We start from the raw sequence: 26,173 nt of genomic DNA on the forward strand, positions 1-26,173 counted from the left end.
GAAAAATTGGGCCAAAACCTGACGCCCTCGCGCGGGAGCCGCTTCAGGCGAAGATCTTGCCCGGATTGAAGATATTGTCCGGATCGAGCGAACGCTTGACCTGCCGCATCAGGTCCAGCGCGTCGCCGAGCTCGGCCTCGAGAAACGGCATCTTTCCCTGGCCGATGCCGTGTTCGCCGGTACAGGTTCCATCCATTTCGAGCGCCCGGGCATTCAGCCGCTCGACGAAAGCCTCGGCCCGCGCCACGTCGGCCGCGTCCGTGTCGTCAAACAGCAAGCCGACGTGGAAGTTCCCGTCGCCCGCATGCCCGACGATCGGCGCGGTCAGGCCATGGGCGACGCTATCCTCCTGCGTCGCCGCGACGCAATCGGCGAGCCGCGATATCGGCACGCAGACATCGGTCGACAGGATCGCCGCACCCGGGATCAGGCTCTTCTGCGCCCAATAGGCATTGTGCCTGGCCTTCCAGAGCCGCGCCCGCTCCTCCGGATTGGTCGTCCACTGGAAGCCGGTCGAGCCGAACTCCGACGCGATCTCGCCGAACTGGCGTGACTGCAGCTCGACGCTTTCGGCGCTGCCGTGAAACTCGACGAAGAGCGTCGGCGTCTCGGCATAGGAGAGGCCGGAATAGCCGTTGCAGGCCTTCATCTGCAGCGCATCGAGAAGCTCGATGCGCGCCACCGGAATGCCCGACTGGATGGTGAGGATCACCGCGTTGCAGGCGTCTTCGATCGTCGGGAACGGGCAGACGCCGCCGGAAATCACCTCCGGGATACCCTGCAGCCGGAGCGTGATCGAGGTGATGATGCCGAGCGTGCCTTCCGCGCCAACGAAAAGCCGCGTCAGGTCGTAGCCCGCCGAAGACTTGCGTGCCCGGTGGGCGGTGCGGATCTCGCGTCCGTCGGCCGTCACCACCGTCAGCGCCAGCACGTTGTCCTTCATCGTGCCGTAGCGCACCGCATTGGTGCCCGAAGCCCGCGTCGAGGCCATGCCGCCGATCGAGGCGTTGGCGCCGGGGTCGATCGGGAAGAACAGGCCGGTGTCGCGCAGATAGGTGTTGAGCTCCTCGCGGGTGATGCCCGGCTCGACCCGGCAGTCGAGATCCTCGGCATTGACCTCCAGCACCCTGTTCATGCGGGCGAGATCGACCGAGATGCCGCCATGCGGCGCATTGATATGGCCCTCGAGCGACGACCCGGTGCCGAAGGGGATCAGCGGCGCCTTGTGCCGGGCGGCGATCTGAACGATCTCGCGCACCTCTTCGGCGCTTTCGGCAAACACCACCGCATCGGGAAGCTGCGCCGGAATGTAGGTGGTGGTGTGGGCATGCTGGGCGCGGATCGCCTCGCCCGTCTGCAGCCGGTCGCCGAAGCGGGCGGCCAATTCCTGCTTCGCCGCCGAAATGCCGGCCTCGTTCCTCACGCCAGCCCTGATTGCCTTCAATGCCACGGAAAACGCCCTTCCTGTTGCATACGCTGCCCTCCCGAAGCGATGCCTCGGAAGCGCAGTCATTTCAAGGCGCTACTGTGCAAATCGGAATCACTTTGTCCAGACGCTCGCGCCCTTGACCGTCAGGCTAACGCAGGAAAACGCCTGACGTGAGACCGGAGCGTCACAAGACCGTATCAGAGCGGGGAAAACAGCCGATTTTTCAACGCGGCAGATGCCTCAGCGCCGCCACGCAAAGGAGGTAGAGCGCGATGCCTGCAATCCACACCCAGCCGTCCCAGGCGGCGAGCGTCGGCGAATAGAGGTCGATGGGAGCAGCGGGCCGACAATTGACGCCAGGCTGGCGTTCGACCCGGCGCAACAGAACCGAAAGCGATTCGATTTCAAGGCGCTGCCAGCGAAATCGGAATCAGTTTCAAAGCGTCTGGGTCCACCTATGAGGGCGAGAGCGCAGAAAACACCTGCTCAAATTGCCGGCGTTGGATTATCATGTTGGCGTGAAGGGAGAGAGGCAATGCTGGGTCTGCTCGCTTTGCTTACCGCGTCGATCTTTTTCGGCGCCGCCATCTACATCAATCTCGCCGAACAGCCCGCAAGGCTCCATCTCGACGATCGCGCCGCATTGGCGCAATGGGTTCCTTCCTACCGCCGCGCCTTCGAGATGCAGGCGACACTCGCCCTCATCTCGGGCCTGCTCGGCGCCGCCGCCTGGGGAAGAACCGGCCATGTGCTCTGGGGCCTGGGTGCCGCCATCATCATCCTGAACTGGCCCTATACGCTGTTCTTCGTGATGCCGGTCAATCGCAAGCTGGAGGCAACGCGGCCGGATGAGACCGGCGAGGAAAGCCGCAGCCTGCTCAAGCGCTGGGGCAGGCTCCATGCCGGACGAAGCGCGCTCGGTGGCCTGGCGGCAGCGATCTTTCTCATTGCCGCCGGGCTCGAAATGTAGCGTGGAAGAGGCCAACGGCGTTCGCTGGCCTCTACAGTCCCGCGCGTCCTATCGGACGCACAAGGTCGCCGTAGCACCTTGTATTTTGCAGTAGCTCAGTGCGCCTCGAGCGCCGCTGCAGCTTCCATTTCCTCATGCAGTTTCCGCTCCTCGTCCGCATGCGGCTTGGTGAAGCGGGCGATCACCAGGTAGGCGACCGGCGTCAGGTAGAGCGTGACGATCACCGCCAGCCCGAGCCCACCGACCAGCACCCAGCCGAGCGCGATGCGCGCTTCCGCGCCCGCGCCGCTCGCCAGCACCAGCGGCACCGCGCCGACGATGGTGGCGATCATCGTCATCATCACGGGGCGGAGGCGAATATTGGCGGCGTTCTCGATCGCCGAGCGCACGTCCTGGCCGCGATCGCGCAACTGGTTGGCAAATTCGACGATCAGGATGCCGTTCTTCGCCATGATGCCGACGAGCATGACCAGGCCGATCTGGCTGTAGATGTTCAGCGTGTTGCCGGTCATGATCATCGCGAAGACCGCGCAGGCGAGCCCAAGCGGCACCGTCGACATGATGATGAGGCCGCTGACGAAGCTTTCGAACTGCGCCGCCAGCACCAGGAAGATGATGACGAGGGCGAAGCCGAAGGTGACGAAGAGGCCATTGGTGTTTTCGTTGAGCGTCGCCGCTTCCGCGAGCGGCATGATGCGCGACCCCGGCGGCAAGAGCGGCTCGGCCATTTGCTCGACCATGGTCAGCGCCTCGCCGAGCGCCAGGTCCGATTTGAGGCCGGCCGAGAGCGACACGGCGCGAAGCTGCGATTCCCGCGAGAGCTGCGGCGCCACCGCCATTTCCTCGACGCTGGCGATCGTCGACATCGGCACGATCTTGCCGTCTCCGGCCTTCAGGAAGATGTTCTGCAGATCCGTCGGGTCGTTGACCGGATTGGTCGAGGATAAGAGCTTCACCGGATAGGATTCGCCATCGACATAGACGTCGACGACACTGTTTCCGTCGAGCATCGCCTGCAGCGCCCAGGCGAGGCCGCCGATGTCGACGCCCATGTCGGAAGCGCGCTCGCGGTCGATGGTGATCGAGAGCTGCGCCTGGTTGGCCTCGTAATTGAGGCGGACGTTCTCGAAGCGGCCGCTGTCCTCCATCTGGCGCACCAGCTTCGCCGCCGCGTCGCCGAGCTTGTTGTAGTCGTTGCCGACCAGCGCCACCTGCAGGCCGCTGCCGGCGCCGCGAATGCCGAGACTGTTCGGCTGCATGGCGAAGACGCGGACCGAGGGGATGCGCGCCGTCACCTTGTTGATGTCGGCGACGATCTCCTGCTGGGTGCGGTCACGCTTTTCCCAAGAGGCGAGCGTCAGCACCATGAAGCCGCTGTTGACCGAACCGCCCTGGCCCGAGATCGAAAAGATGTTGTCGATCTCGCCGGATTTGACCAGCGGCTGCAGGCCGTCCTCGATGCGGCGCATCTGGGATTGGGCGTATTCGAGCGAGACGCCCTGCGGCGCGTTGATCCGCATCATCACCTGCGAGCGGTCCTCGCTCGGCGTCAGTTCCGATTTCAGCGTCAGGAAGCCGGCCGCGCCCATGGCGGTGAAGAAGGCGGCAACGACGAAAACAATCAGCGGCGAGTTGAGGCAGGCGCGAAGCGTCACCCGGTAGAAACCGGCAGCCCGTGCCCCGAACCGCGCCATCGGCCCCGGCACCGTGTGCGCTTCCTTCGTCAGCATGCGCGAGGCGAGCATCGGGCAGAGCGTCAGCGACACGAAGGAGGAAAGCAGGATCGAGAAGGCCAGCACGAAGCCGAATTCACGGAAGAGACCGCCCGTCTGCCCCGGCAGAAAGGAGAGCGGCACGAAGACTGCGGCAAGCGTCGCCGTCGTCGCCAGCACCGCGAAGAACACCTCGAGCGTGCCGTGCACCGCAGCCGCCCGCGGGCCGAGCCCTTCGGCGCGCCGCCGCACGATGTTTTCGAGCACCACGATCGCGTCGTCGACGACGAGCCCCGTTGCCAGCACGATCGCCAGCAGCGTCAGGATGTTGATCGAGAAGCCCGCGAGATAGATCGCCGCCACCGTGCCGATCAGCGCGATCGGCATGCTGATCGTCGGGATCAGCGTCGCCCGCCAGTCGAGCAGGAACAGGTAGATGACCAAGGTCACGATGAAGACGGCGACAACCAGCGCAATCTCCACCTCGTGGATGGCGCCGTTGATGAAGACGGCATCGTCGCTGGTGATCCGGAGCTGCGTGCCCTCGGGCAGGATCTCACTCTGGATCGTATCGACGACCTTGCGGACGCCCTCGGAGATATCGACGGTATTCGATTGCGCCTGACGGACGATGCCGAGGCCGATGCCCTGGCGGCCGTTGGAGCGCAGCGCCGTCGTCCCCGTGTCCGGACCGAGCGTCACGGTGGCGACGTCGCGCAGCCGCACATTGTTGACGAGGATAAGGTTCTCGAACTGCTCCGGCGTCTGCAGGTCGGCGGTGGCGCGCACCGAGATGTCCTGGCTGGCGCTGGTCAGCTTGCCCGCCGGCACGTCATAGGAGGCGTTGGCGAGCGCCGTGCGCAGGTTTGCCACCGTCACCCCGCGCCCGGCGAGCTTCGCCTGGTCGAGGTCGATGCGGAAGATCTTCTCCTGGTCGCCATAGACCGCGACGTCGGCGACGCCTTCCACCGCCGCCAGCCGGTCGCTGATCTCGTTTTCGACGAGCAGCGTCATGTCTTCCATGCTCATCGTGTCGGAGGTCAGCGCCAGTCGCATGATCGGCTGGCTGTCGGCGTCGGCCTTCACAATGCTCGGCTCGTCGACATCATCGGGCAACTGGTTGCGCACCCGGCCGAGCGCATCGCGAATGTCGTTGGCGGCCTGGCCGATATCGGTGGTGTCAGAGAACTGCAGCGTCACGCGGCTGCGGCCGAAGGTCGAGGTCGAGGAGATGTCGCGGATGCCCTGCACGCGCGAGACCGCCCCCTCGACGACCGACGTCACCTCGCGGTCCATGGTTTCCGGTGCCGCACCGTCGAGCGTAGTAGTCACCGAGATAACCGGCTGGTCGACCTGCGGCAATTCGCGGATCTCGATGCCGTTCCAGGCGGCAAGGCCGGCCACGACGATCAGGGTATTCACCACCAGCGCAAAGATCGGCCGGCGGATGAAAAGCGCGGTGAAGCCGGTCTTGCCGCGTTCGCGGGCGGACGCTTTGCTGTGCCCTTCGCCGCCGCTCACTTCGTTTCCTCCGCAACCTTCTGGGCGGCATCCTGCTTGCGCTCGCGGCCGGCGATGCGGACTTCGCCGCCATTGCGCAGGCGCTGCACGCCTTCGGTCACGATCTCGTCGCCCTCGGAAAGCGCGGCATCGACCAGCACCTTGTCCGGATTGCGCTGGATGATCTTCACCGGCACCTTCTCGCTCCTGTCGCCGACAACGCGCCAGATGTAGGAGCCTTCCGAGCTCCACTGGATCGCCAGCGGATCGACTGTCGGATAGGTGTCGCCGTCAAAGGCCATGGTGACGGAGAAGGACATGCCGGCCCGAAGCGTATCCTCGGGGTTTTCGAGCCGTGCGCGCACGCGGAGCGTCCGGCTTGCCTGGTCCAGCCGGTTGTCGATCGCGTGGATCGCGCCGTCGAGCTGATTGCCCGGCTGGGCGATGGCAAAGGCGGTGACCGGCTGGCCGACGGTGATCTTGCTGGCGAAGCGCTCCGGCACCCAGAAATCGACGAGGATCTCCGAGCGATCGTCGACGACGGCGATCGGCGTCGTCGTGGTGACGTAGTCGCCGACATTGACGGTGATGATGCCGACGACGCCCTTGGAGGGAGCGACGATATCGCGGCGCTTCAGGTCAAGCTCGGCAGTCTTCAGCGCCAGTTCCGCCGTCTGCAGCGCGATTTCGGCATCGCGCACGTCCACAGCGGTCACCGCCCGCGCGGTGCTGAGATTGCGATAGCGTTCCATCTTTTCACGCGCGCTGTCGCGCGTCAGCCGCGCCTGGTCGGCGGCGATCTTCTGGTCGTCGCTGTCGAGCCGGGCAATCACCTGGCCCTCCGCCACCTTGTCGCCGGAGCGCACGAGGATTTCGGTGAGATTGCCGGTCGCCGTCGGCGTGACGCTGACGGAATGGATTGCCTCGCCGTTGCCGATGGCGTTCAGCCGGTCGTTGACGACAGCGGTTGCCGAGGGGCGAACCATCACCAGGATCGCACCACCGCCCTGGCCGCGCCCGCTATTGCGTTCGCCGCCCTGGCCGCCGCCCGTCTGTGGCTTTGACAGGGCATCGATCAGCGGGTGAGAAACGCCGATGGCGGCGAGCGTTTCACCCGCGCCAGGCACGAACCGCACCCAGACGGTCACGCCCACGAGAAGCACAGCGGCGCTCACCGCAAGCTGTTTCCAAACCCGCATTCAAATCTCCAGATAAAGCAAAAAACACGCCCCAGCGCGGCACGTCCGGCGGTTCGTTCCGATTGCGCGGAGTATCCCTGTTCGCGCGCGTCGGGGCAATGACGGAATGGCATCATTACGCAATTGTAATAAAAGCGAATTTGGTGGCGGCATGATGACGCGCGAGTGGTCTCCACCGTGAAGCGCAATTTGCTGCATGAGCCGGCATTTACAGCGGCTTCGACTGCGCTATCCTGCAACCGCCGGCCGCTTTTTCCGAGCGGTTTCGCCCGCTGGTTTTTTCAGTTTCTTGAAGGGGAGCTAGAACGATGTGCGATGCCTGTGTGATGGAAACGGTGAAGGAGCGCATGCTCTCGCGCCGCAGCTTCTTCAAAGCCGCTGCCGTTGGAACCGCCGGCCTCGCCGCCGCGAGCACCGGCATTGCGCCCCCGGCCTTGGCGCAGGGACATGCAAGCGTCACCGATCTCACCCATGAACTGCATGAGGATTTCCCGACCTTCTTCGGCCAACAGCAGTTCTTCCGCGAACAGAAGTTCAACTACGCCAAGGACAAGTTCAACCTGTTCGAACTGCGGGTGAACGAACACACGGGCACCCATGTCGACGCGCCCCTGCACTTTTCTGCCGACGGCCTTTCCGTCGCCGAACTGCCGGTGGAGAAGCTCGTCGTGCCGCTTTGCATCATCGATATCCGCGAAAAGGCATCCGGTGACGCAGACGCGCAGGTGACGCCCGACGATCTCAAGACCTGGATCGCCGCCAATGGCGAGATCCCGGAAAACGCCTGCGTCGCCATGCTCTCGGGCTGGGGCGCGCATGTGGGCACGGAGAAATTCCGCAATGCCGATGGCGGCGGCAAGCTGCATTTTCCCGGCTTTCACGTCGAGGCCGCGAAATATCTCATCGAAGAGAGCAAGGCCGCCGGCATCGCCGTCGATACGCTTTCGCTGGACCACGGCCCCTCGCCCGATTTCGCCACGCATTATGCCTGGCTGCCCGAGGGCCGCTGGGGCCTCGAGGCCGCCGCCAATCTCGACAAGCTGCCGGCGAAGGGCGCGACGCTCATCCTCGGTGCGCCGAAGCACCGCGGCGGCACCGGCGGCCCGGCGCGCGTCTTTGCCCTTGCTTGATCCCCACTCATCAATCCGGCGGCGCAAGGCCGCCGGCAACCGCCACGCAGGGAAGCCCATGAGCACCGTTACTCCGCCGAAGAACCCGGAAGAGAACCCACGCGTCAAGGCCGTGTTCGACGATATCCGCGCCACGCGCAAATCCGATTTCATCAACAATATGTGGCTGTGGCTCGCCTTCGACCCGGATCTGCTGGAGCAGACCTGGCGCGACGTCAAGGCTGTGATGGCGGAACCGTCAGCCCTCGATCCGCTGGTGAAGGAGATGCTCTATATCGCCGTCTCCGTCACCAATGGCTGCGACTACTGCGCCCATTCCCATACGGCCGCAGCGAAGGCGAAAGGCATGAGCGATGCCCAGCACGCGGATCTGCTCCGGGTGATCTCGCTCGCCGCCCGCACCAACCAGCTTGCCACCGCGCTGCAGGTGCCGGTCGATGCCGTCTTCGATAAAACATCCGACTAAAAGGATGTCGCGCAAAGTGTGCAGCGGTTTTGCGATAACGACATGCGAGAGACGAAACAGCGTCCGAGAATAAGCGGTCTCGAAATCGCCTGTCTTTCCACAGGCTTGGTGCGCCCGGCGCAGAAAACGGAATAAAAGAAGAACATCCTTTCTGGCCTTTCCCCACCGAATCACTACATTGAGCCGCATGATGAGTGGTTTCGACGACATTCCTTTCTTCGACGAGGAGCCGGCGCCGCGCAAGCAGCCGCCAGCCACCGGAGGTATCCCAGCCACCGGCGGCATCGCCGCGCGCGCCATGGCGGCGCGTGATCGCGCCCAGCCGCGCCCGGATTATCTCTCAGGTCTCAATCCGGAACAGTCGGAAGCGGTCGAAACCCTTGATGGTCCGGTGCTCGTGCTCGCCGGTGCCGGCACCGGCAAGACCCGCGTGCTCACCACCCGCATTGCCCATATCCTTTCCACCGGCCGCGCCTTCCCCTCGCAGATCCTGGCCGTGACCTTCACCAACAAGGCGGCGCGCGAGATGAAGGAGCGTATCGGCGTGCTCGTTGGCCATGCGGTCGAAGGCATGCCCTGGCTCGGCACCTTCCACTCGATCGGCGTCAAGCTGCTCCGCCGCCACGCCGAGCTCGTTGGCCTGCGTTCCGATTTCACCATTCTCGACACCGACGACGTGGTGCGGCTGATCAAGCAGCTCATCCAGGCCGAAGGCATCGACGACAAGCGCTGGCCGGCCAAGCAATTCGCCCGCATGATCGACGGCTGGAAGAACAAGGGGCTCGATCCCGCCCAGATCCCCGAGGGTGACGCTCGCGCCTTTGCCAACGGCAAGGGCCGCGAGCTCTACGCCGCCTACCAGAACCGGCTGTTGACGCTGAACGCCTGCGACTTCGGCGACCTTCTCCTGCACCCTATCCGCATCTTCCGCATGCATGCGGATGTGCTGAAGGACTATCACGACAAGTTCCGCTACATCCTCGTCGACGAGTACCAGGACACCAACACGGCACAGTACATGTGGCTGCGGCTCTTGGCGCAGCGGCCAGGCCGCAAGCCAATCTCCCCCCTTGTGGGGGAGATGCCCGGCAGGGCAGAGGGGGGTATCCCCACAGGCACCGGCGCGAAAACACCCCCGTCTGTCGGCTCCGCCGACATCTCCCCCACAAGGGGGGAGATCAAGGGCGGCAGCGTCAACATCTGTTGCGTCGGCGACGACGACCAGTCGATCTATGGCTGGCGCGGCGCCGAGGTGGACAACATCCTGCGCTTCGAGAAGGATTTCCCGGGCGCCAAGGTCATCAAGCTCGAGCGCAACTATCGCTCGACCGAGCATATCCTCGGTGCCGCCGGTCACCTGATCGCCCACAATGAGGGCCGCCTTGGCAAGACGCTCTTCACCGACCGCACCAATCCGGATGACGAGAAGGTGCAGGTGCATGCAGCCTGGGATTCCGAAGAGGAAGCCCGCGCCGTCGGCGAGGAGATCGAGCAGCTTCAGCGTCAGAAGCACAATCTGAACGACATGGCGATCCTGGTGCGCGCCTCGTTCCAGATGCGCGAATTCGAAGACCGCTTCGTCACGCTCGGCCTCAACTACCGCGTCATCGGCGGTCCGCGCTTCTACGAGCGCCTCGAAATCCGCGACGCCATGGCCTATTTCCGCCTCGTCTGCCAGCCGGCCGACGACCTCGCCTTCGAGCGCATCATCAACACGCCGAAGCGCGGCCTGGGCGACACCACCGTGCGCACGCTGCACGACTATGCCCGCGCCCGCGATATCCCGATGCTCGCGGCGGCCTCGGAGATCATCGAGACCGACGAGCTGAAGCCGAAGGCGCGCAAGGCCCTCTTTGATGTCGTCACCGATTTCCGCCGCTGGCAGAGCCTGCTGGAGACGACTGTGCATACCGAGCTTGCCGAGCAGATCCTCGACGAGAGCGGCTACACCGCCATGTGGCAGGCCGACAAGACGGCCGAAGCCCCGGGACGGCTGGAAAACCTGAAGGAACTCATCCGCTCGATGGAAGCCTTCGAGTCGATGCGCGGCTTCCTCGAGCATGTCGCCCTCGTCATGGACGCCGAGCAGAACGAGGACCTCGACGCCGTCTCGATCATGACGCTGCACTCGGCCAAGGGTCTGGAGTTCGACACGGTCTTCCTGCCCGGCTGGGAGGAAGGCCTCTTCCCGCACCAGCGCGCGCTCGACGAAGGCGGCCGCGCCGGCCTGGAGGAAGAGCGCCGCCTCGCCTATGTCGGCATCACCCGCGCCAAGCACCGCTGCCACATCTGGTTCGTCTCCAACCGCCGCATACACGGCCTCTGGCAGTCAACCATGCCCTCGCGCTTCCTCGACGAGCTGCCGCTCGCCCATGTCGACGTGGCCGAGAACGAGCAGTCCTATGGCGGCTATGGCCGCGGCGGTTACGGCCAGTCGCGCTTCGACAAGGCCGATCCGTTCCAGAACTCCTACGCGACCCCCGGCTGGAAGCGCGCCCAGCAGCACCGCTCCGACGCCACCCGCGACAACTGGGGCACCCGCTCCGGCCACGCGGTCGAGCGCATCGGCTACGGCGAAAGCGGCCCGCGCGGCCGCACCATCGACGGCGAGCTGGTGGCGAAATCGACGACTGCCGAACCCTCCCGCTTCTCGGTCGGTGACCGCGTCTTCCACATGAAGTTCGGCAACGGCAACATCGCCGCGATCGAAGGCAACAAACTCACCATCGACTTCGACCGCGCCGGCCAGAAGCGCGTGCTGGATGGGTTTGTGGAGAAGGTGTGAGGCGGGCTCGGCCAGCGGCATGGCCCTTCACCACGCCAGCCGACCACCGGGTACCTCAATCGCGAGAGGCAAGACAGGGGTCGAGCACCACGTGCCTTTCGTCCTCGATCCGCATGGCGCCGCGAATTGTCGCCTGTTCGCCCACCTTCAAACCGTTGTCGGAATAGGTAACACACATCACCCGGATACCCGGGTCGGAGCAGATGGCGAGATACCAGAGCACCTGATCCGTCTCGACGAGGGTGAGCGGCCCGGTAGCCCAAAGGTCTACGCGCCCATCAGGTAGTTTGAAATCGCGGAGCGTTTCGGCAAGCTGTTCGCAGCTTGCGACCTCGGCCGGCGTCTCCTCCGCCCCGGCAAGGCCGCGCCGTCCGACAATGGTGTCTCCCCCGGCCATCGCAGGCGCAGCCATGGTTCCCGCAAGAAGACCAATCACGAAGAGGGCGCGGCCCCCTCTGCGGACCCGATCGCCGCCTGTCGCGCCTGATGAGGTCGCGCTACCTCGCCGTTTTTCGTCCATGGGCAACATCGTCCTCCTTGCGAAACGCCGGGACGGCGCCTCGTACACTATGAGCGTCGGAAAATTGTCAGACCTGCAGAGGCCCGACAAACGACGAATGCAACGGCGAGACATGAGAAAAATTTGGACCGGCGTCTCGGGAGCGGGTCCCAACCGAAGCCCTGCCCGCGCGCCCCCCCGTTGACCGTGCAACCGACGGTCTCATGGCGTCGCCCGGTGAAGTGCAATAATAATTGCAGGCACAATTCTCGCGTTTAAACGAAACCTGCTGCATGTCTCCTTAAATCGACCTCGATTTAAGGGCGAAGACACGCAGCAAATCAAAGTGCTACAGCGGCCTTTGCGCGTCTGATAAGACGCGCGGCGCTGTAGTACCGATCTCCCTCGACGCGAAGTGGATGGAGACATGTCCTGGACAAAAGCCGTTCGCAGCCTGCTGGAGCTGGGCGCCTCAAACGCTGCCGAGGGTGACCGCGAAGGCATTCTCGTCGCGAATGTCGCGGCGTGCGTGATCGTCGTCACCACGACGACGTTCGCACTGATCTATGCTCTCTACGGCGAGCCAAGCTTGGTGCCGCTCGTCTATGCCAATCTCGCTCTGGCAGCGGCCGCTGCACTGACGCCGTTCTTTCATCGCTTCGGGCGTATCGCGTCGGGGCTTTGGGAATTCGGGATCTGCATCGTGATCCTGGTGTGGATCGCCTCCTATGTCGGCCGGGACTCCGGCGTCCTGTTGACCCTGCTCGGCGTGACGCCGGTCGCCTTCGCGATCCTTGGATTTGAGAATATCGCCCTGGTGGCGGTCTTGAGCGCCGCGGCGACGATCACCGTCATCGCCGCATCCATCGCCTTCCCGGAGGCGCGGTCAGGCGTCTACGACGCCAACGGCTTCCTGCAGCTCCTCTATTCCTCCTCGATCGTCACCCTCACGCTCTTGTCCTTCGCCACGATCTATTACGCCTTCCACCTGGCGAGAGAAGCGCAAGGGCGGCTCGCCCGTCTGATGGCATCGATCATGCCGGACGAGATCGTGGCACGCCTCCTCAGAAATGAACGGGAAACGATCATCGACGAATTCGAGCACGCGACCGTGGTCCTGACCGACATCGTCCAGTTCGTGAACCTGTCAAATGGCTTGGGACCGGAAAGGACCGTGAGCCTGCTCAACGAGCTCTTCGGCGCGTTCGATCGCCTGGCGGCGAATCTCGGTGTCGAAAAGATCAAGACGATTGGCGATGCCTATCTCGCCGTGGCTGGCGTGCCCAGGCGGCATCCGGCTCCCGAGAAGGCGGCGGCGGCGTTCGGCTTCGGCGCCATCGCCGCCGCCCGCGAGATCGGTGAGCGCTATGGCGTCGTCGTGACGCTGCGCGCGGGCATGGCGTCGGGATCGGTAACGGCCGGCGTGCTTGGGCGAACGAAATACGCCTATGACGTCTGGGGCGCGCCGGTGAACCTTGCGGCGCGCCTGGAAGCGGTCGGCAAGCCCGACTGCATCACGACGACCGCAGAGGTCAGGCAGCGATTAAACGGTCATTTCCAGTTCGTCTGCTCCGGCCACGAAGACATCAAGGGTTTCGGCCCGATCGAAATCTGGACCATGCAGTCGCCGAGCCGCGATACCAGCGAGGTCGAAAGCAGGACGCCGGCGGAAACGTGACGTGCGAACACCGGACCAGTGACGTCTCAAACCGCCTTGCGATACACCAGAAACCCCGACTTCTCCGCCACCTTGTCATAGAGCGCCATCGCCGTCTCGTTGGTCTCGTGCGTCATCCAGTAGACGCGCGGCGCGCCGACGGCCCGTGCCGCCTCGTAGACACCCTCGATCAGCGCCCGGCCGACACCCTTGCCGCGCGCCTCGGCGTTGGTGAAGAGATCCTGCAGGTAGCAGTTCGGCTGGATCATCGTCGTGCTGCGGTGAAAGAGGTAATGGGTAAGCCCGATCAGCCGCCCCTCCCTCTCGGCCACCAGCGCATGCACAGGCTCATAGGCGTCGAAGAAGCGCGACCAGGTCATGGCGGTAATCGCGGGATCGAGCGCGGTTTCGCCGGAGCGACCGTAAAAGGCGTTGTAGCCGTCCCAGAGCGGCAGCCATTGGGGGTAGTCGGTCTTTTCAAGCGGGCGGATGTGAAGATTGTGGGTCATTATCGGTCCTGTGATCGATTGGATGGACGGGTATTGCCGCCCTAACGCTTGCTCATCGCTGATGTAATCGCCTGAACGTCGGTCATGATCGCATCGCCCATGAAGACGATGTTCTCCATCGAGCGTTCGCCCGCTTCGTGGTGCCCCGCCCCGCAGGCGTCGCGCACGACGATGGGCACGAGGCCGAGATCGGTGGCATGGCGCACGGTCGGGTCGATGCCGATCTCGGTGGCAATGCCGCAGATCGCAAAGGAGGTGAGCCCGAGATCGCGCAGGATCATGGCGAGCGGCGTGCCCTCGAAGGCCGAGAAGGTGATCTTGTCGAGGATCGCCTCGTCCTCGCGCGGCTGCAACTCCGGCACGAGTTCGAAGCCCGGCGTGCCGCGCAGAAACCAGGGATGCACCGCATCCGGGTCATCCGTCCGCTGCCATGCCATCGCCTGACGCATCTGGAAGGCGCCCATCAGCGGCTTCGGCATCGACAGGTGTCGCATGAAGATCACCGGAAAGCCGCCTGCCCGTGCCGCCTCCAGCACCTTCAGCACCTTTTGGGTGATTTCGGCGCCGTTTTTCATCTGCCTGGTAATGCCCACCTGCATGTCGTAGACGACCAGCGCCATGCGCCCAGGACGGCAGAAGTCCTCGAGCGTCTTTCCAATTTCCAGCTTCGCGGCCATAGCCTCTCCTCGGGGTCGCCTCCTCCGGCGCCCACTCCGCCAACATCTCGCGCCGGGAATGTGGCGCTTGAGGCCCGCCGTTGCAATATGGCCCAGTGCGCTTCATGCAACTATTCGGACGGGTTGCAGCAATTGCAACAACCGACCCGCCATTATTTCCGGCGGCCGCTTCACCCCTCGTCCTCCCGCCGTGCCTTCTTCATCAAGGCGATCACCTCCTCGTCGCTCGTCTGCTCGAAGTCGTGATAGTGCAGGCCGACGGCGCGAAATGCGGAAGGGGTGGCGAGGCAGATGACGCGGTCGACCGACTTGCGGAGGTCTGCGAGTTCGCCTTTCGGCGCCACCGGGACGGCAAGGATGAGGCGGCGTGGGTTTGCCCGGCGCAATGCCCTGATCGCCGCACGCACGGTACCCCCGGTCGCAATCCCGTCGTCGACGAGGATCACGTCGCGATCCCTGGGCGAGATCGGTGCGCGATCGCCGAAATAGAGCGCGCGGCGCCGCAGGATCTCGGCACGCTGGCGCTCGGTTTCCGCTTCCACATAGCCCCTTGCCGGGCGCACGAGCCGCATCGCCTGACGGTTGAGAACCAATTCCGGCTCCTCGCCGTCGACCAGCGCGCCGAGCCCGAATTCCGCGTGCCCGGGCGCGCCGATCTTGCGCACGATCAGGACGTCGAGCGGTGCGCCGATGCGACTTGCGATCTCATAGGCGACCGGCACGCCGCCCCGCGGCAGCGCCATCACCAGCGGATCGGTAAGCGTCTCGTCTGCGATCGACTCGGCGAGCTGCCGTCCGGCATCCGCCCTGTTCTCGAAGAGCCATGTTCCCGTAAACACCTCATCTCTCCCAGGTTCGCCGTCGCCCCGGTGGATCCGGTCCACCGCACGCGGAGGGATTGGCCCGCAGACACGGAATGAGGAAGGGCCCGGTCGGGTTCCGCCCACCTCCAGCGTTTCCGTCAGCCCGGCCTTTCCGTCGCTTCGCGTGGCCCGTGCGCCGGCCGGAGGAAATCTTTGCATCCATCCATCTGGTGCGGCCCGAAGACCCCGCACAATCCACCATCTACCGGTTGCCCGAGCGCTGATGTGAACAACCGTGCCAATACCGGCCAATCGGTAAAATTGCATCGGAATTCGCCGGCTTTCGTTAAGGCGCCCTCGCTACCAATTGGCCTTGCATATCTGGCTGAGACGCAAGCCGCCTTTGTTGATTTTAGCACGACAGGCCGTTTCGAAATGAGCTTTCTCCCTGCCATATCGATCATCGCCCTCCTGGCGATGCTCCCGGTCCTGATTTCGCTGCGGGCCTCGATGGTCGAGGGCGGCACGGACTTCGCCGCGGCGAGTGCGGTGGCAAGCATCTCGACCGTGTTCATGATGCTCTCCGAGTTTCCGGCACTCCAGCAGCTGTCCGTGATCGGCCTCGTGTTCCTGGCCGGCGCCTGCCTCTTCGTGCTTTCCGGCTTTCACCGCGCGCTCGGCGTTCACAGACGCACTTCGACGTCCCTTGTCGCGGCTGCGTCGATGGCGTTCGTCGCGCTGTCTACTGCCGCATTCGGCGCGCAGAGCACGACCTTGCATGCCCTTTCCGTCATCGGCATCGCCGCCGCCTTCGTGCTGATCATCGCCGTCTGCTCGCAGCACCGACGCCAGGCACCGGGGCCGGTGGAGCGGCTCTGCGTCATCGCCTGCGCGGCCACCGGCTGCTCGACCCTGCTTGCAGTCGTCGTGCTCTCGCCCGCCGCCCACGCGGCCGCAGCGGTCCCGCCTGCACCCGCCGGCTGGGATTTCGCCTGTGCCGTCATGCGCTACTTCTATCTGCCGGTGCTGTTCCTGGGCGTGATCCTGATGATCCAGAACCGGGTGATCACCGATCTCAAGACGGCGATCGCGCGCGACGAGCTGACGGGGGTTCTGTCACGGCGCGCCCTGCTCGATCTTGGCCAGCGCGCCTTGACCGCCAGCCTTGCACGGCAACAGCCGCTGTCCTTCCTGCTGCTCGATCTCGATTACTTCAAGAAGATCAACGATCGCTATGGCCACGCGGTCGGCGATGCCGCCCTCGGCCACTTCGCCGGCACCGTCGCCACCTGTCTCACCGGCCGCGGCATGCTGGGGCGCATCGGCGGCGAAGAATTCGGCATTGTGCTGCCCAACCACACGGAAGATGCGGCCTTTACGCTCGCCGAGGAGATCGGCCGCGTGGTGCGCGACACGCCGATCGGCCGCTTCGATCGGCCGATCCGGCTGACGGTGAGCATCGGCCTCGCCGAAGCCGTTCCCGGCGACACGATCAGCGACATCATGATCCGCGCCGACATGGCGCTCTACGACGCCAAGGCCGACGGGCGCGACCGCTGCACGATCGCCGGCCGCTTCCAGCCCGACGCAAGCGCGCGGGCGCTCGCGGCCGCAGCCGCGCAACTGCGCGCCGCCGACAGCAGAAGCTTCGAGCCGAGGCTGCTGCGCGATACCGGCTGACCGGCAGGACAATCGTCTTGTAAAGCCGCGTCCCGAACCTATGTGAGCTTGGCCAAGTGCATGTCCCGTTGAACTCGACCGGTTCATGGAGGAACGTGCAGCCAGTCAAAAACGCCACGGCGGCCTCGCGTCTCAATGACGTGCGCCGCTGCAGGAGGACATCCATGTCGCGTACTGTTCGCGCTCTTTTCGTTGCCGGTCTCGCCACCTTTACAGCGACCGCCCTGCCCGCCCGCGCCGAAACGGTCGGCGAGGTCGGCGTCGACTGGCTCGGAAACGACATCATGATCGATGCCGTCACCGATCCGAAGATCAAGGGCGTCACCTGCCACGTCACCTATTTCGACCGCAGCGTCATCGACCGGCTGAAGAATGGCAACTGGTTCGAGGACCCGTCGAACAATTCCATCGCCTGCCGCCAGACCGGCCCGATCGAGATCGGCGACATCGATCTTTCAAAGGACGGCGAGGAAGTGTTTCGCGCCGGGCTGTCGCTTGTCTGGAAGAACCTGCTGGTCACACGGATTTACGATCGCAAGAACGATACGCTGATCTATCTTGCGCATTCGCGTGAGTTGACCGACGGCTCGGCGAAGATGTCGATCACCACCATTCCGCTCTACGGCCAGACGGTGACCTGGACGAACGGCCGGCCCGAGTGAAGCATCGCGCGTGACGCGAGGACTCCAAAGCGCGCCCGGGCAAAGCCAGCCCCGGGGTATCTCATGTCGTCAAAGTGGGAAGCGCCCGCCCCTCCGCGGACGCTTCCGGAGCCTACTGCATAACGCGCGGCGCTGTAGTCAGTGTGCCCCTGTCGGCGGGACGATGCCCTGATAATAGTCGCCGTCGCCACCCTGATAGCCACCGAACGGAGCCCGTTCGCGATAGACGGGAGCAGGCGCCGCGTCTCTGACGATGCTGCCGGTCGACATCGTGTCAACCGGCGCTGTGGATCGGTTCATCAGCGGCATGACCTTCATGCGGTTCTGTGTTCCGGGAGGATTGTTCGGGTCAATGCCCTGATAATAGCTGTCGGCCAGCGCCGGTCCAGCGACCAGCATGCTTACGGAGAGCGCTGCAATGAGTTTCCTTACAAACATAGGTCCAACTCCTGTTTGACGATAGATACCCGGCCTCCGATCGGGCACCCTGCAACACCGGTAAGTTAGTACAAGTATTCCGGCTCGCCACATGACGTTTTGTCACAATGGTCTCGCCCAGGCGTGAAAATCATTGCTGAAGTTTAACTTGACCGAAGGGTTCAACTGCCCGGCGAGAGCAGTTCCGGCCGGCCTCGAAACGAGGCCCTGCGTCCAGAACGGCGTATTTTCAGGAACTTAGAGCATTTCCCAGCTTCACGAAACGGCAGAGAACAATCCTGCCGGAACGCCGAACGCCCCGGTGACAGTCCCACCGGGGCGTTTGGTAAGCGTGCGTCGATTGGTCTTAGGCGGCCTGGGCCAGTTCGTCGGCAATGACCGTATCGAGGTTGAGGAAGCAGACCATCGTCTTTTCCAGCGCGACGATGCCGCGGCAGAAGGCGCGCTGCGCTTCCGGAATGATCTCCGGCGCCGGTTGCAGCGCTTCGCTCTTGATCGTCATCATGTCGGAGACCTGCTCGACCAGCAGGCCGACGAGCTTGCCGGCAATGTCGGTGACGATGATTGCCGAGCGCTCCGACGGCTCGGTCATCTTCATGCCGAGGCGGGCAGCCATGTCGATGACCGGGATCACCGCGCCGCGCAAGTTGATGAGGCCGAGCACGTAGGGCGGCGTGTGCGGCATCGGCGTCACCGGCGCCCAGCCGCGGATTTCGCGGATCGCCATGATGTCGATGCAGAATTCCTGGTCGCCGAGATGGAACGACACGATTTCGAGATAGGCACCGGACTGCTTGATTGCGTTGGTCATGATCAGAATTCTTCCCAGTTTTCACCGGAGGCCGTAACGGACGGCACGGAGCCCGGTTTGTTGCCGAATGCGCCCGCCAGCTTGCCCATCAGGGCCTTCGCGGGAGATGGAGTTGGAAACGAGGCCATTTTGGCCGAGCCGATCTTGCGCAGCGGCACCGGCTCGCCGGTACCCTTGGCGGCCGGCCGCTGAGCGGTCGGGGCCGAAGCTGTTTTCGTCTGCACCGGAGCAACGGCCGCCCTTGCCACTGGCGCCACCGGCGCCGGCGCCGACGTCGGCATGGCGCGCTGCATCGTGTGGCCCTCGCGGAACTGGCCGACGAGGCCGGTCAGGCGCTCGGCGTCCTGCGCCAGCGTGTGGCTCGACGCATTGGTCTGCTCGACCATGGCGGCATTCTGCTGCGTCATCTGATCGAGCTGGCCGACGGCGGTGCTGATCTCGTTGAGGCCGGTCGACTGTTCGCGCGCGGCCATGACGATCGAGGTCATATGTTCGTTGATGCGCGCCACGTCGGCGCCGATCCGGCCGAGCGCCTCGCCGGTCGCCTGGACGAGCTTGACGCCGCTGCCGACCTCGTTGCCCGAGCGGCTGACCAGCGCCTTGATGTCCTTGGCGGCGCCGGCGGCGCGCTGCGCCAGTTCGCGCACCTCCTGCGCCACGACCGCAAAGCCCTTGCCGGCTTCACCGGCACGCGCCGCCTCGACGCCGGCATTCAGCGCCAGGAGATTGGTCTGGAAGGCGATCTCGTCGATGACGTTGATGATCTTGCCGATTTCGTTCGAGGCACTTTCGATGCGCGCCATGGCGGCGATCGCCTCGCCGACGATGCGACCGGATTCCTCCGCATTGGTGCGCGTCTCGCCGACCATGCGGCTTGCCTCTTCGGCGCGCTGGGTTGCGGTGCGAACCGTGACGGTGATTTCATCGAGCGCTGCCGAGGTCTGCTCCAGCGAGGCGGCCTGCCGTTCGGTGCGGCGGGCCAGATCGTCGGCGGCCGAACGCATCTGGCGACCGTTCGATTCGATCGAAAGCGCATTCTCCTTGACGCTCGAAAGCGTCACGCGCAGCCGCTCGACCGTCTGGTTGAAGTTCTGGCGAAGCTGGTCGAGATTGCCGTCGAATGGCCGATCGATGGCAACGGCAAGGTCGCCGTCGGCAAGCTGGGTCAAGGCGCGGCCGAGGCTGTCGATCGCCGTCTGGATGCGACGCACCGCCTCCTCGCGCTCGTTCTGCTGCTGCTCGCGTTCCTTCTCGATTTCGCGCCGGCTGAGTGCAGCACTCTGCTCCAGCGACTGCTTCTCGATGGCCGAAAGCCGGAAAAGATCGACAGAGCGCGCCATGGCGCCGATTTCGTCGCCGCGGTCGAGCGCCTCGACCTTGGTTGCCAGGTCACCATTCTGGACCCGCTGCATGGCATTGCGCAGGCCAAGGATGCCGGTGCGCAGCGTGCTGCCGTGGAACCAGAGAAGATAAAGCAATGTGGCCATTGCGAGCAGTCCCGCGGCCACCTGAAGCTGGAATGCCCGGTCGGAGGCGGCACGCGCCTCGGCAACGCGCGTCTGTACCAGCCCGCTTGCCGCTTCGGAGAGCGACGCCAGCGCCGTGGCGACCCGTTCGCCGGCGCCATCGATCGCGTCGTCGATCCTGCCGAAGTCGTCGACGGAAGCCTTGCCTTCGATCAGCGTCTTCAGCTCGGTGCCGATCGCCTTGCGCAGTTCCGCGACATCCGCATCGAAGGTCGAAAGCGCGTCACTCCGACCGAGCAGCCCGGCAAGCGCCTTGATGTCGGCCGATTTCGCTTCGAGCAGCTTCAGGATCCCGGCAATGCTGGCGGCGCGCGCCGGCTGGATCGCGCCCTCTTCCCGGTCGATGATGCTATCCATCGCGTTGAGCACGAGATTGGTCGTCGCCAGCCGGACCTCATCGAGTGTCGTCAGCCCATTCTGTGCTGCGACCGCGCCCTGCAAGGCGTCGTTGGCTTGGCTGCCCTGGTACCAGCCAACCCCGAGCACGGAGCCAAAGCCGACGATGGCGGCGCCGGCAAGTGTTGCCAGCCGCTGGCTCACGGAAAGATTGCGCTTCAGGGAAGGAGATGTGGCAGTCATAGGGAGTCCATGGTCACGGATGCGCTTGGAAGCGCATCCTCCTACGATCGATACGGAAAACCGGGGCCGAGAAAACCGGCTGACCTCATGTCATATCGGAGCACGAACGCTCCTCCCGCGTGGAAAAAACACTGGCAAACAGACCTTAAACATTCGCTAAGGCAGGCCGCCGCTCCCCAGGGAGATGAGCTATTTGCATGTTTTCGCATATGCGCTGCAAGCCCCGGTTTTTCCGGCATTTGCGGACACAATCCATCAGGGTGCTCCGCCCCGTTTTTCCACCGTTTTCCGGTGCCGACCGGAAGGGCGCCGCAGCCGCGCCCAGCGCCTTCCCCTCGCCGCGCCAGATGCTATGATGGCGCCATGAACACGAAGACCCAGCGCTCGATCCGCCTCCCCCTCGCCGCAAGCCTTGCGGCGGCGATCGCGCTTGCGCTCCTGCTCGCCTTCCGCGGCTGGATGGAGAACGGCGCGGAGATATTCCTGGCGCTCGCCCAGTCCGGCCTTTCCTGGTGTCTTTAGAACCGCCAGGTTCCTTTACGTCTTTTCAGACACGCAAAGGTCGCTGGAGCACTTTGAATTGCTGCACTTTTTGTCCTCCTATCGGCTAAACATGCAGTCGACTCATGGCTGGAGCGAAAGGTCGCCACACGGCCCCTTCTCCCCGCCTGCGGGGAGAAGGTCGCGGCAGCGGGATGAGGGGCAGCTCCTGATCTGAACGCACCACCACAACCTGCGGCAATTGTCCCATTTGCACGGTCCCGGTGAAGGCGGTATCAAGGGCCGATCAACCGGACATGGCCGTCTTCGGCCGCAACAAAATCGGTAGCACGCATGAAAACCATCCGCATCGTCCTCTGGGCCGCCGTCGTCGTCATGGCCGGCATTCTCGGCTGGCTGACCTATGAAATGACCCAGTCGAAGCAGCAGGCCGCCACCGGTCCCTTCGGCGTGCCCTTCACGCTCATCGCCCAGGACGGCAAGGAGATCACCGAGAAGGCCTTTACCGGCAAACCGACCGCGCTCTTCTTCGGCTTCACCCATTGCCCGGAGGTCTGCCCGACGACGCTGTTCGAGCTGAACGGCTGGCTGGAAAAGGTCGACCCGGAAGGCAACAAGCTGCAGGCCTATTTCATCACCGTCGATCCCGAGCGCGACACGCCGGAGGTCCTCGGCCAGTACGTCTCCAACGTCTCGAAACGCATCACCGGCATTTCCGGCCCGCCCGACAAGGTGATGGAGATGGTCAAGGGCTTCCGCGTCTACGCCAAGAAGGTGCCGGTCGATGCCGCCAAACCCGACGGCGACTACACGATGGACCACACGGCATCGGTCTTCCTGCTCGATGCCAACGGCCATTTCTCCGGCACGATCGCCTATGAGGAAAACCCGGATACGGCGGTCAAGAAGCTGGAAAACCTCACCAAGGGCTGACCCCTACGATCTCGACGTGACGTTGCAAGCGCCGGCCCCGCCCGGCGCTTTGCGTTTGTGGAGCAATCGTGATAGCGCACAGCACACGATTGCCACCGCCCCGCGCGCCGCCCCAACGGCATGGCTCGATGCGGGGCGCGCACGCGCGGATTTGCCAGCCCGAAGGACAGAGCCTTGAGCGAGATCAGACTTTTCGTCACCACCACCGAGAAGCAGGCGGAAGCCGTGCTCGACCGCATGAGCGAGGTCTTCGGCGAAGAGGACTATGCCATCGGCACGACGGAGGTCGATGAAAAGCGCGACGTGTGGGAAGCCTCGATCTACATGATGGCCGTCGACGAGGAGAGCGTGAACGAACGGCTCGCCGAGGCACTCGCCGAGGACTTCGCCCATCTTCCGATCGAGCGCGAAGTGCTGCCGGATATCGACTGGATCGCCAAGTCGCTCGAGGGCCTTGCTCCGGTGCGCGCCGGCCGCTTCGTGGTGCACGGCTCGCACGACCGCGACAAGGTGAAGACCGGCGAGATCGCCATCGAGATCGACGCCGGCCAGGCCTTCGGCACCGGCCATCACGGCACCACCGCCGGCTGCCTCGAAGTGCTTGCTTCGGTTGCCCGCACGCGTAACGTGCGTAACGTGCTCGATCTCGGCACCGGCAGCGGCGTGCTGGCGATCGCCGCCTGGAAGCTGATGCACGTGCCGGTGCTCGCAACCGACATCGACCCGATTGCAACCCGCGTCGCCGCAGACAACGCCCGGGTCAACGGCGTCGTCACCGGCATGACCTTTGCCACCGCGCCGGGCTTTCACTCGACTGCCTTCAGCGCCAACGGCCCCTTCGATCTCATCATCGCCAACATCCTCGCCCGCCCGCTGATGAAGATGGCGCCGCAGCTCGTCGCCAACCTCGCCCCCGGCGGCTCGGTCATTCTCTCAGGGATCCTCGCCGAACAACGCTGGAAGGTGCTCGCCCATTACAACGGCCAGCACCTGCGCCACGTGCGCACCATCTGGCGCAACGGCTGGGTGACGATTCATCTGGAGAAGTAATCTAGGGCGCCGCGGAGGCGGTCGTGACTGCCCCTCATCCGCCTGCCGGCACCTTCTCCCCGCAAGCGGGGCGAAGGGACACGCGGCACCGCCCCAACCACAGATCAAGCTCCGACTCGCGACGGCCGCTTTCAGGCACGTCCCCTCGCCCCGCCTGCGGGGAGAGGGTTAGGGTGAGGGGCAATTTCAGAAATTAGGTTACCGGAGCGAACGAGAGCGCCTCAGCGTGCCGCCATTTCTTGCCGAAACCAAAACACATCGAAAAAAACGAAAAGGCCGCCTCGTCCATCAGACGGGCGGCCTTTCGAAACAAAGGCGATGCCAGGGGCATCGCCTGCTGGCTGGCTTTTGGCCAACCATGCCCGCGAGCCTGAGGAGGAGGAGCGCTCGAGCGGGCGTCTACCGTTCCGAAGCTGGCCACCCTTGAGGGAGGAGGAGAACAGAATGACCAACTATTCTCGGAACCGCAGTCTTTTGAACCACCGGATGTTCGTCCGTGTTCGTTGAGCGGGCTTATAAACTATTATTCCGATAGAGAAAGGGACTTCTTGGCATGGGTGCCATGCGCTGAGCGCATATGTATGATCAATGGGCAATTGCCCTCGAAGCTCAACACAACCGGAAGCACTGCGAGAACCGTGGGGTTCACCGCCGCTTACAGGATATCGCCTCTTTCCCGGCAAGGGCGATTTCCGCTAACATGGCCCCATCTTTCCCGCGGTTTACCGCTCAATCTACCGGAAATCCCCCATGTTTCAGTCTTTTGAAGTCACCTCCACGCCGCAATTCGGCAAGGAGCGCACCGAAGCCCTGCGCGCGTCCTTCGCGGCCCTCGGCATCGACGGCTTTCTCGTGCCGCGCGCCGACGAGTTCCAGGGCGAATATGTACCCGCCTCCTCCGAGCGCCTGTCCTGGCTGACGGGCTTCACCGGTTCCGCCGGCGTCGCCCTCATCACGCGGCGTGAAGCGGTCATTTTCGTCGACGGCCGTTACGTCACGCAGTTGAAGGAGCAGGTCGACGGCAGCGTATTCACCGGCGGCGACCTCATCGGCGAGCCGCCGCATCTGTGGCTGGAAAACCATGGTTCCAAGGGCTTCAAGCTCGGCATCGACCCCTGGCTGCACACCGGCGCCGAAGTGCGCCGGCTGGAGAAGGCGCTTGCCACCCTCGGCGGCTCGCTGGTCTTCCTCGATCACAATCCGCTGGACAAGATCTGGACGAACCGCCCCGCGGCCCCGCTCGGCAAGGTCAGCATCCAGCCGATCGAGCACGCCGGCGAACTCGCCAAGGACAAGATCGCAAAAATCGCCGCCGGCCTCGACAAGGCGGGCGCCAGCGCCGTGGTGCTGACCGACCCCTCCTCCGTCGCCTGGACCTTCAACATCCGCGGCAGCGACGTGCCGCACACGCCGCATCCGCTGGCCCGCGCGATCATCCACGCCGACGGCCGCGCCGAGCTTTTCCTCGACAAGCGCAAGACCGGCATCGAGCAGGAGGCCTATCTCACCCAGATCGCCGAGATCGTCGCGCCGTCTACCTTTGACGATCGCCTGAGGGCGCTGGGCGCTGCCGGTGCCGCCGTGATGATCGACCCGGATCTCGCCTCCTTTGCCATCTCCGAACTGATCCGCTTCAAGGGCGGCAAGGTGGTGGAAGCGGTCGATCCCGCCCGCCTGCCGCGCGCCCAGAAAAACAAGGCCGAAATCGACGGCTCGACCCGCGCCCACCTGCAGGATGGCGCCGCCATGGTCGAGTTCCTCGCCTGGCTGGATAACCAGCAGCCCGGTACCGTTACCGAGATCGGCGCCACCAACCAGCTCGAAGCCGCCCGCGCGACCGTCGGCGAGCGCATGCAGAACCCGCTGAAGGACATCTCCTTCGACACGATCTCCGGCGCCGGTTCGCATGCGGCGATCATGCATTACCGCGTCACCACCGCCACCGACCGGCCGATCGAAGCCGGCACCATGTTCCTGATCGATTCCGGCGCCCAATACATCAACGGCACCACAGACATCACCCGCACGGTCGCCATCGGCGCCGTGCCGGAGGAGCAGAAGCGCTTCTTCACCCTGGTGCTGAAGGGCATGATCGCGATCAGCGTCGCGCGCTTCCCCAAGGGTTCGCGCGGCGTCGATCTCGATCCGTTGGCCCGCATCGCGCTCTGGAAGGCCGGCGCCGACTACGCCCACGGCACCGGCCACGGCGTCGGCTCCTATCTCTCGGTGCATGAGGGCCCGCAGCGCATCGCCCGGCTTTCCACCCAGGAACTGCTGCCCGGCATGATCCTTTCCAACGAGCCCGGCTACTACCGCCCCGGCGCCTTCGGCATTCGCATCGAAAACCTCGTGGTGGTGCAGCCGGCAACGATGGTCGACGGTGGCGACCTGCCGATGCTCGGCTTCGACACCCTCACCTTTTGCCCGATCGACCGCCGCCTGATCTTGCCCGCACTCCTGACGGACGAAGAGCTGGACTGGCTCAACGCCTACCACGCCGAGACCCGGCAGAAGCTGATGCCGCTGCTCGCCAGCGACGAGACCCGCGACTGGCTGAGGGCCGCAACGGAAGCGCTCGCACGCTGAGTCAGGCGTCGAGCGATACAAGGGAAAACGTCGCGCTCTCAGGGCGCGGCCTTTGACGTTGGACAAGTCTC

The 26,173-nt window shown here is 64.5% G+C and carries 21 protein-coding genes; 11 read left to right on the top strand and 10 right to left on the bottom strand.

Going from position 1 to position 26,173, the window contains the following annotated elements; all coding sequences use genetic code 11:
• Window positions 1-43: 43 nt before the first annotated feature.
• A complete protein-coding gene (locus BHMPCIPO_RS13125) occupies window positions 44-1,450 on the bottom strand; it encodes an FAD-binding oxidoreductase (protein WP_173517152.1) in 1,407 nt (468 codons plus the stop codon).
• A gap of 514 nt (window positions 1,451-1,964) precedes the next feature.
• Here BHMPCIPO_RS13125 and BHMPCIPO_RS13130 point away from each other — a divergent pair.
• On the top strand, window positions 1,965-2,399 hold the full coding sequence (locus tag BHMPCIPO_RS13130; protein ID WP_173517153.1) for an anthrone oxygenase family protein: 435 nt from the start codon (window positions 1,965-1,967) through the stop codon (window positions 2,397-2,399).
• 95 nt (window positions 2,400-2,494) lie between these two features.
• Here BHMPCIPO_RS13130 and BHMPCIPO_RS13135 read toward each other — a convergent pair whose 3' ends face one another.
• Together BHMPCIPO_RS13135 and BHMPCIPO_RS13140 are read right to left on the bottom strand one after the other, a co-directional pair.
• Window positions 2,495-5,632 carry an efflux RND transporter permease subunit gene (locus tag BHMPCIPO_RS13135; protein WP_173517154.1) on the bottom strand — a complete coding sequence of 1,046 codons (3,138 nt, stop codon included), beginning with the start codon at window positions 5,630-5,632 and terminating at the stop codon, window positions 2,495-2,497.
• Window positions 5,629-6,810: an efflux RND transporter periplasmic adaptor subunit gene (locus tag BHMPCIPO_RS13140; protein ID WP_173517155.1), complete on the bottom strand. Its 1,182-nt coding sequence runs from the start codon at window positions 6,808-6,810 to the stop codon at window positions 5,629-5,631. The genes BHMPCIPO_RS13135 and BHMPCIPO_RS13140 overlap by 4 nt, the downstream gene beginning before the upstream one ends.
• Before the next feature lie 308 nt (window positions 6,811-7,118).
• Between BHMPCIPO_RS13140 and BHMPCIPO_RS13145 the strand changes: the two genes are divergently transcribed.
• The 3 genes from BHMPCIPO_RS13145 (at window position 7,119) to BHMPCIPO_RS13155 (ending at window position 11,191) form a co-directional block, all read left to right on the top strand.
• Complete coding sequence (locus tag BHMPCIPO_RS13145) at window positions 7,119-7,940, top strand: cyclase family protein (RefSeq protein ID WP_173517156.1); 822 nt, start codon at window positions 7,119-7,121, stop codon at window positions 7,938-7,940.
• Between the two features lie 58 nt (window positions 7,941-7,998).
• Window positions 7,999-8,406: a carboxymuconolactone decarboxylase family protein gene (locus BHMPCIPO_RS13150; protein WP_173517157.1), complete on the top strand. Its 408-nt coding sequence runs from the start codon at window positions 7,999-8,001 to the stop codon at window positions 8,404-8,406.
• A 187-nt stretch (window positions 8,407-8,593) separates the two neighbouring features.
• Window positions 8,594-11,191 (top strand): ATP-dependent helicase, encoded by a 2,598-nt coding sequence (locus BHMPCIPO_RS13155; RefSeq protein ID WP_173518164.1) that lies wholly within the window; start codon window positions 8,594-8,596, stop codon window positions 11,189-11,191.
• A gap of 55 nt (window positions 11,192-11,246) precedes the next feature.
• Here BHMPCIPO_RS13155 and BHMPCIPO_RS13160 read toward each other — a convergent pair whose 3' ends face one another.
• A complete protein-coding gene (locus tag BHMPCIPO_RS13160; protein WP_173517158.1) occupies window positions 11,247-11,603 on the bottom strand; it encodes an aldehyde dehydrogenase family protein in 357 nt (118 codons plus the stop codon).
• 514 nt (window positions 11,604-12,117) lie between these two features.
• Here BHMPCIPO_RS13160 and BHMPCIPO_RS13165 point away from each other — a divergent pair.
• Entirely contained in the window at window positions 12,118-13,368 is a 1,251-nt protein-coding gene (locus tag BHMPCIPO_RS13165; RefSeq protein WP_173517159.1) for an adenylate/guanylate cyclase domain-containing protein, read from the top strand.
• Between the two features lie 26 nt (window positions 13,369-13,394).
• Here BHMPCIPO_RS13165 and BHMPCIPO_RS13170 read toward each other — a convergent pair whose 3' ends face one another.
• The 3 genes from BHMPCIPO_RS13170 to BHMPCIPO_RS13180 all read right to left on the bottom strand — a co-directional run bounded on the left by BHMPCIPO_RS13170 (window position 13,395) and on the right by BHMPCIPO_RS13180 (window position 15,372).
• A complete protein-coding gene (locus BHMPCIPO_RS13170) occupies window positions 13,395-13,856 on the bottom strand; it encodes a GNAT family N-acetyltransferase (RefSeq protein ID WP_173517160.1) in 462 nt (153 codons plus the stop codon).
• 41 nt (window positions 13,857-13,897) lie between these two features.
• Window positions 13,898-14,533 (bottom strand): cysteine hydrolase family protein, encoded by a 636-nt coding sequence (locus BHMPCIPO_RS13175; RefSeq protein WP_173517161.1) that lies wholly within the window; start codon window positions 14,531-14,533, stop codon window positions 13,898-13,900.
• Window positions 14,534-14,703: 170 nt separating this feature from the next.
• On the bottom strand, window positions 14,704-15,372 hold the full coding sequence (locus BHMPCIPO_RS13180) for a phosphoribosyltransferase (protein WP_312033029.1): 669 nt from the start codon (window positions 15,370-15,372) through the stop codon (window positions 14,704-14,706).
• A gap of 399 nt (window positions 15,373-15,771) precedes the next feature.
• On the opposite strand from BHMPCIPO_RS13180, the gene BHMPCIPO_RS13185 reads away from it, so the two are divergent.
• Entirely contained in the window at window positions 15,772-17,016 is a 1,245-nt protein-coding gene (locus tag BHMPCIPO_RS13185) for a GGDEF domain-containing protein (RefSeq protein ID WP_173517163.1), read from the top strand.
• A gap of 164 nt (window positions 17,017-17,180) precedes the next feature.
• Window positions 17,181-17,678 carry a CreA family protein gene (locus tag BHMPCIPO_RS13190; RefSeq protein ID WP_173517164.1) on the top strand — a complete coding sequence of 166 codons (498 nt, stop codon included), beginning with the start codon at window positions 17,181-17,183 and terminating at the stop codon, window positions 17,676-17,678.
• A 138-nt stretch (window positions 17,679-17,816) separates the two neighbouring features.
• Here the strand turns inward: BHMPCIPO_RS13190 and BHMPCIPO_RS13195 are convergent, their stop codons facing one another.
• The 3 genes from BHMPCIPO_RS13195 to BHMPCIPO_RS13205 all read right to left on the bottom strand — a co-directional run bounded on the left by BHMPCIPO_RS13195 (window position 17,817) and on the right by BHMPCIPO_RS13205 (window position 21,032).
• Window positions 17,817-18,116 carry a hypothetical protein gene (locus BHMPCIPO_RS13195; protein ID WP_173517165.1) on the bottom strand — a complete coding sequence of 100 codons (300 nt, stop codon included), beginning with the start codon at window positions 18,114-18,116 and terminating at the stop codon, window positions 17,817-17,819.
• A 346-nt stretch (window positions 18,117-18,462) separates the two neighbouring features.
• Window positions 18,463-18,927: a chemotaxis protein CheW gene (locus tag BHMPCIPO_RS13200; RefSeq protein ID WP_113540693.1), complete on the bottom strand. Its 465-nt coding sequence runs from the start codon at window positions 18,925-18,927 to the stop codon at window positions 18,463-18,465.
• A gap of 2 nt (window positions 18,928-18,929) precedes the next feature.
• Window positions 18,930-21,032 carry a methyl-accepting chemotaxis protein gene (locus BHMPCIPO_RS13205; protein ID WP_173517166.1) on the bottom strand — a complete coding sequence of 701 codons (2,103 nt, stop codon included), beginning with the start codon at window positions 21,030-21,032 and terminating at the stop codon, window positions 18,930-18,932.
• Between the two features lie 363 nt (window positions 21,033-21,395).
• Between BHMPCIPO_RS13205 and BHMPCIPO_RS13210 the strand changes: the two genes are divergently transcribed.
• The 4 genes from BHMPCIPO_RS13210 (at window position 21,396) to BHMPCIPO_RS13225 (ending at window position 26,102) form a co-directional block, all read left to right on the top strand.
• Complete coding sequence (locus tag BHMPCIPO_RS13210; protein WP_173517167.1) at window positions 21,396-21,554, top strand: hypothetical protein; 159 nt, start codon at window positions 21,396-21,398, stop codon at window positions 21,552-21,554.
• A gap of 312 nt (window positions 21,555-21,866) precedes the next feature.
• A complete protein-coding gene (locus tag BHMPCIPO_RS13215; protein WP_173517168.1) occupies window positions 21,867-22,466 on the top strand; it encodes an SCO family protein in 600 nt (199 codons plus the stop codon).
• A 174-nt stretch (window positions 22,467-22,640) separates the two neighbouring features.
• A complete protein-coding gene (locus BHMPCIPO_RS13220; protein ID WP_173517169.1) occupies window positions 22,641-23,516 on the top strand; it encodes a 50S ribosomal protein L11 methyltransferase in 876 nt (291 codons plus the stop codon).
• 750 nt (window positions 23,517-24,266) lie between these two features.
• Window positions 24,267-26,102 carry an aminopeptidase P family protein gene (locus BHMPCIPO_RS13225; protein ID WP_173517170.1) on the top strand — a complete coding sequence of 612 codons (1,836 nt, stop codon included), beginning with the start codon at window positions 24,267-24,269 and terminating at the stop codon, window positions 26,100-26,102.
• Window positions 26,103-26,173: the final 71 nt, after the last annotated feature.

This window comes from Ensifer sesbaniae (assembly GCF_013283665.1).
In the GTDB taxonomy this organism is placed as follows: Bacteria; Pseudomonadota; Alphaproteobacteria; order Rhizobiales; family Rhizobiaceae; genus Ensifer; species Ensifer sesbaniae.

Bases quoted from the DNA above. Each gene is read 5' to 3' on its own strand.
- BHMPCIPO_RS13130 (WP_173517153.1), top strand. From the start codon at position 1,965: ATGCTGGGTCTGCTCGCTTTGCTTACCGCGTCGATCTTTTTCGGCGCC.
- BHMPCIPO_RS13140 (WP_173517155.1), bottom strand. From the start codon at position 6,810: ATGCGGGTTTGGAAACAGCTTGCGGTGAGCGCCGCTGTGCTTCTCGTG.
- BHMPCIPO_RS13145 (WP_173517156.1), top strand. From the start codon at position 7,119: ATGTGCGATGCCTGTGTGATGGAAACGGTGAAGGAGCGCATGCTCTCG.
- BHMPCIPO_RS13150 (WP_173517157.1), top strand. From the start codon at position 7,999: ATGAGCACCGTTACTCCGCCGAAGAACCCGGAAGAGAACCCACGCGTC.
- BHMPCIPO_RS13155 (WP_173518164.1), top strand. From the start codon at position 8,594: ATGATGAGTGGTTTCGACGACATTCCTTTCTTCGACGAGGAGCCGGCG.
- BHMPCIPO_RS13160 (WP_173517158.1), bottom strand. From the start codon at position 11,603: ATGGCTGCGCCTGCGATGGCCGGGGGAGACACCATTGTCGGACGGCGC.
- BHMPCIPO_RS13165 (WP_173517159.1), top strand. From the start codon at position 12,118: ATGTCCTGGACAAAAGCCGTTCGCAGCCTGCTGGAGCTGGGCGCCTCA.
- BHMPCIPO_RS13170 (WP_173517160.1), bottom strand. From the start codon at position 13,856: ATGACCCACAATCTTCACATCCGCCCGCTTGAAAAGACCGACTACCCC.
- BHMPCIPO_RS13175 (WP_173517161.1), bottom strand. From the start codon at position 14,533: ATGGCCGCGAAGCTGGAAATTGGAAAGACGCTCGAGGACTTCTGCCGT.
- BHMPCIPO_RS13185 (WP_173517163.1), top strand. From the start codon at position 15,772: ATGAGCTTTCTCCCTGCCATATCGATCATCGCCCTCCTGGCGATGCTC.
- BHMPCIPO_RS13190 (WP_173517164.1), top strand. From the start codon at position 17,181: ATGTCGCGTACTGTTCGCGCTCTTTTCGTTGCCGGTCTCGCCACCTTT.
- BHMPCIPO_RS13195 (WP_173517165.1), bottom strand. From the start codon at position 18,116: ATGTTTGTAAGGAAACTCATTGCAGCGCTCTCCGTAAGCATGCTGGTC.
- BHMPCIPO_RS13200 (WP_113540693.1), bottom strand. From the start codon at position 18,927: ATGACCAACGCAATCAAGCAGTCCGGTGCCTATCTCGAAATCGTGTCG.
- BHMPCIPO_RS13205 (WP_173517166.1), bottom strand. From the start codon at position 21,032: ATGACTGCCACATCTCCTTCCCTGAAGCGCAATCTTTCCGTGAGCCAG.
- BHMPCIPO_RS13210 (WP_173517167.1), top strand. From the start codon at position 21,396: ATGAACACGAAGACCCAGCGCTCGATCCGCCTCCCCCTCGCCGCAAGC.
- BHMPCIPO_RS13215 (WP_173517168.1), top strand. From the start codon at position 21,867: ATGAAAACCATCCGCATCGTCCTCTGGGCCGCCGTCGTCGTCATGGCC.
- BHMPCIPO_RS13225 (WP_173517170.1), top strand. From the start codon at position 24,267: ATGTTTCAGTCTTTTGAAGTCACCTCCACGCCGCAATTCGGCAAGGAG.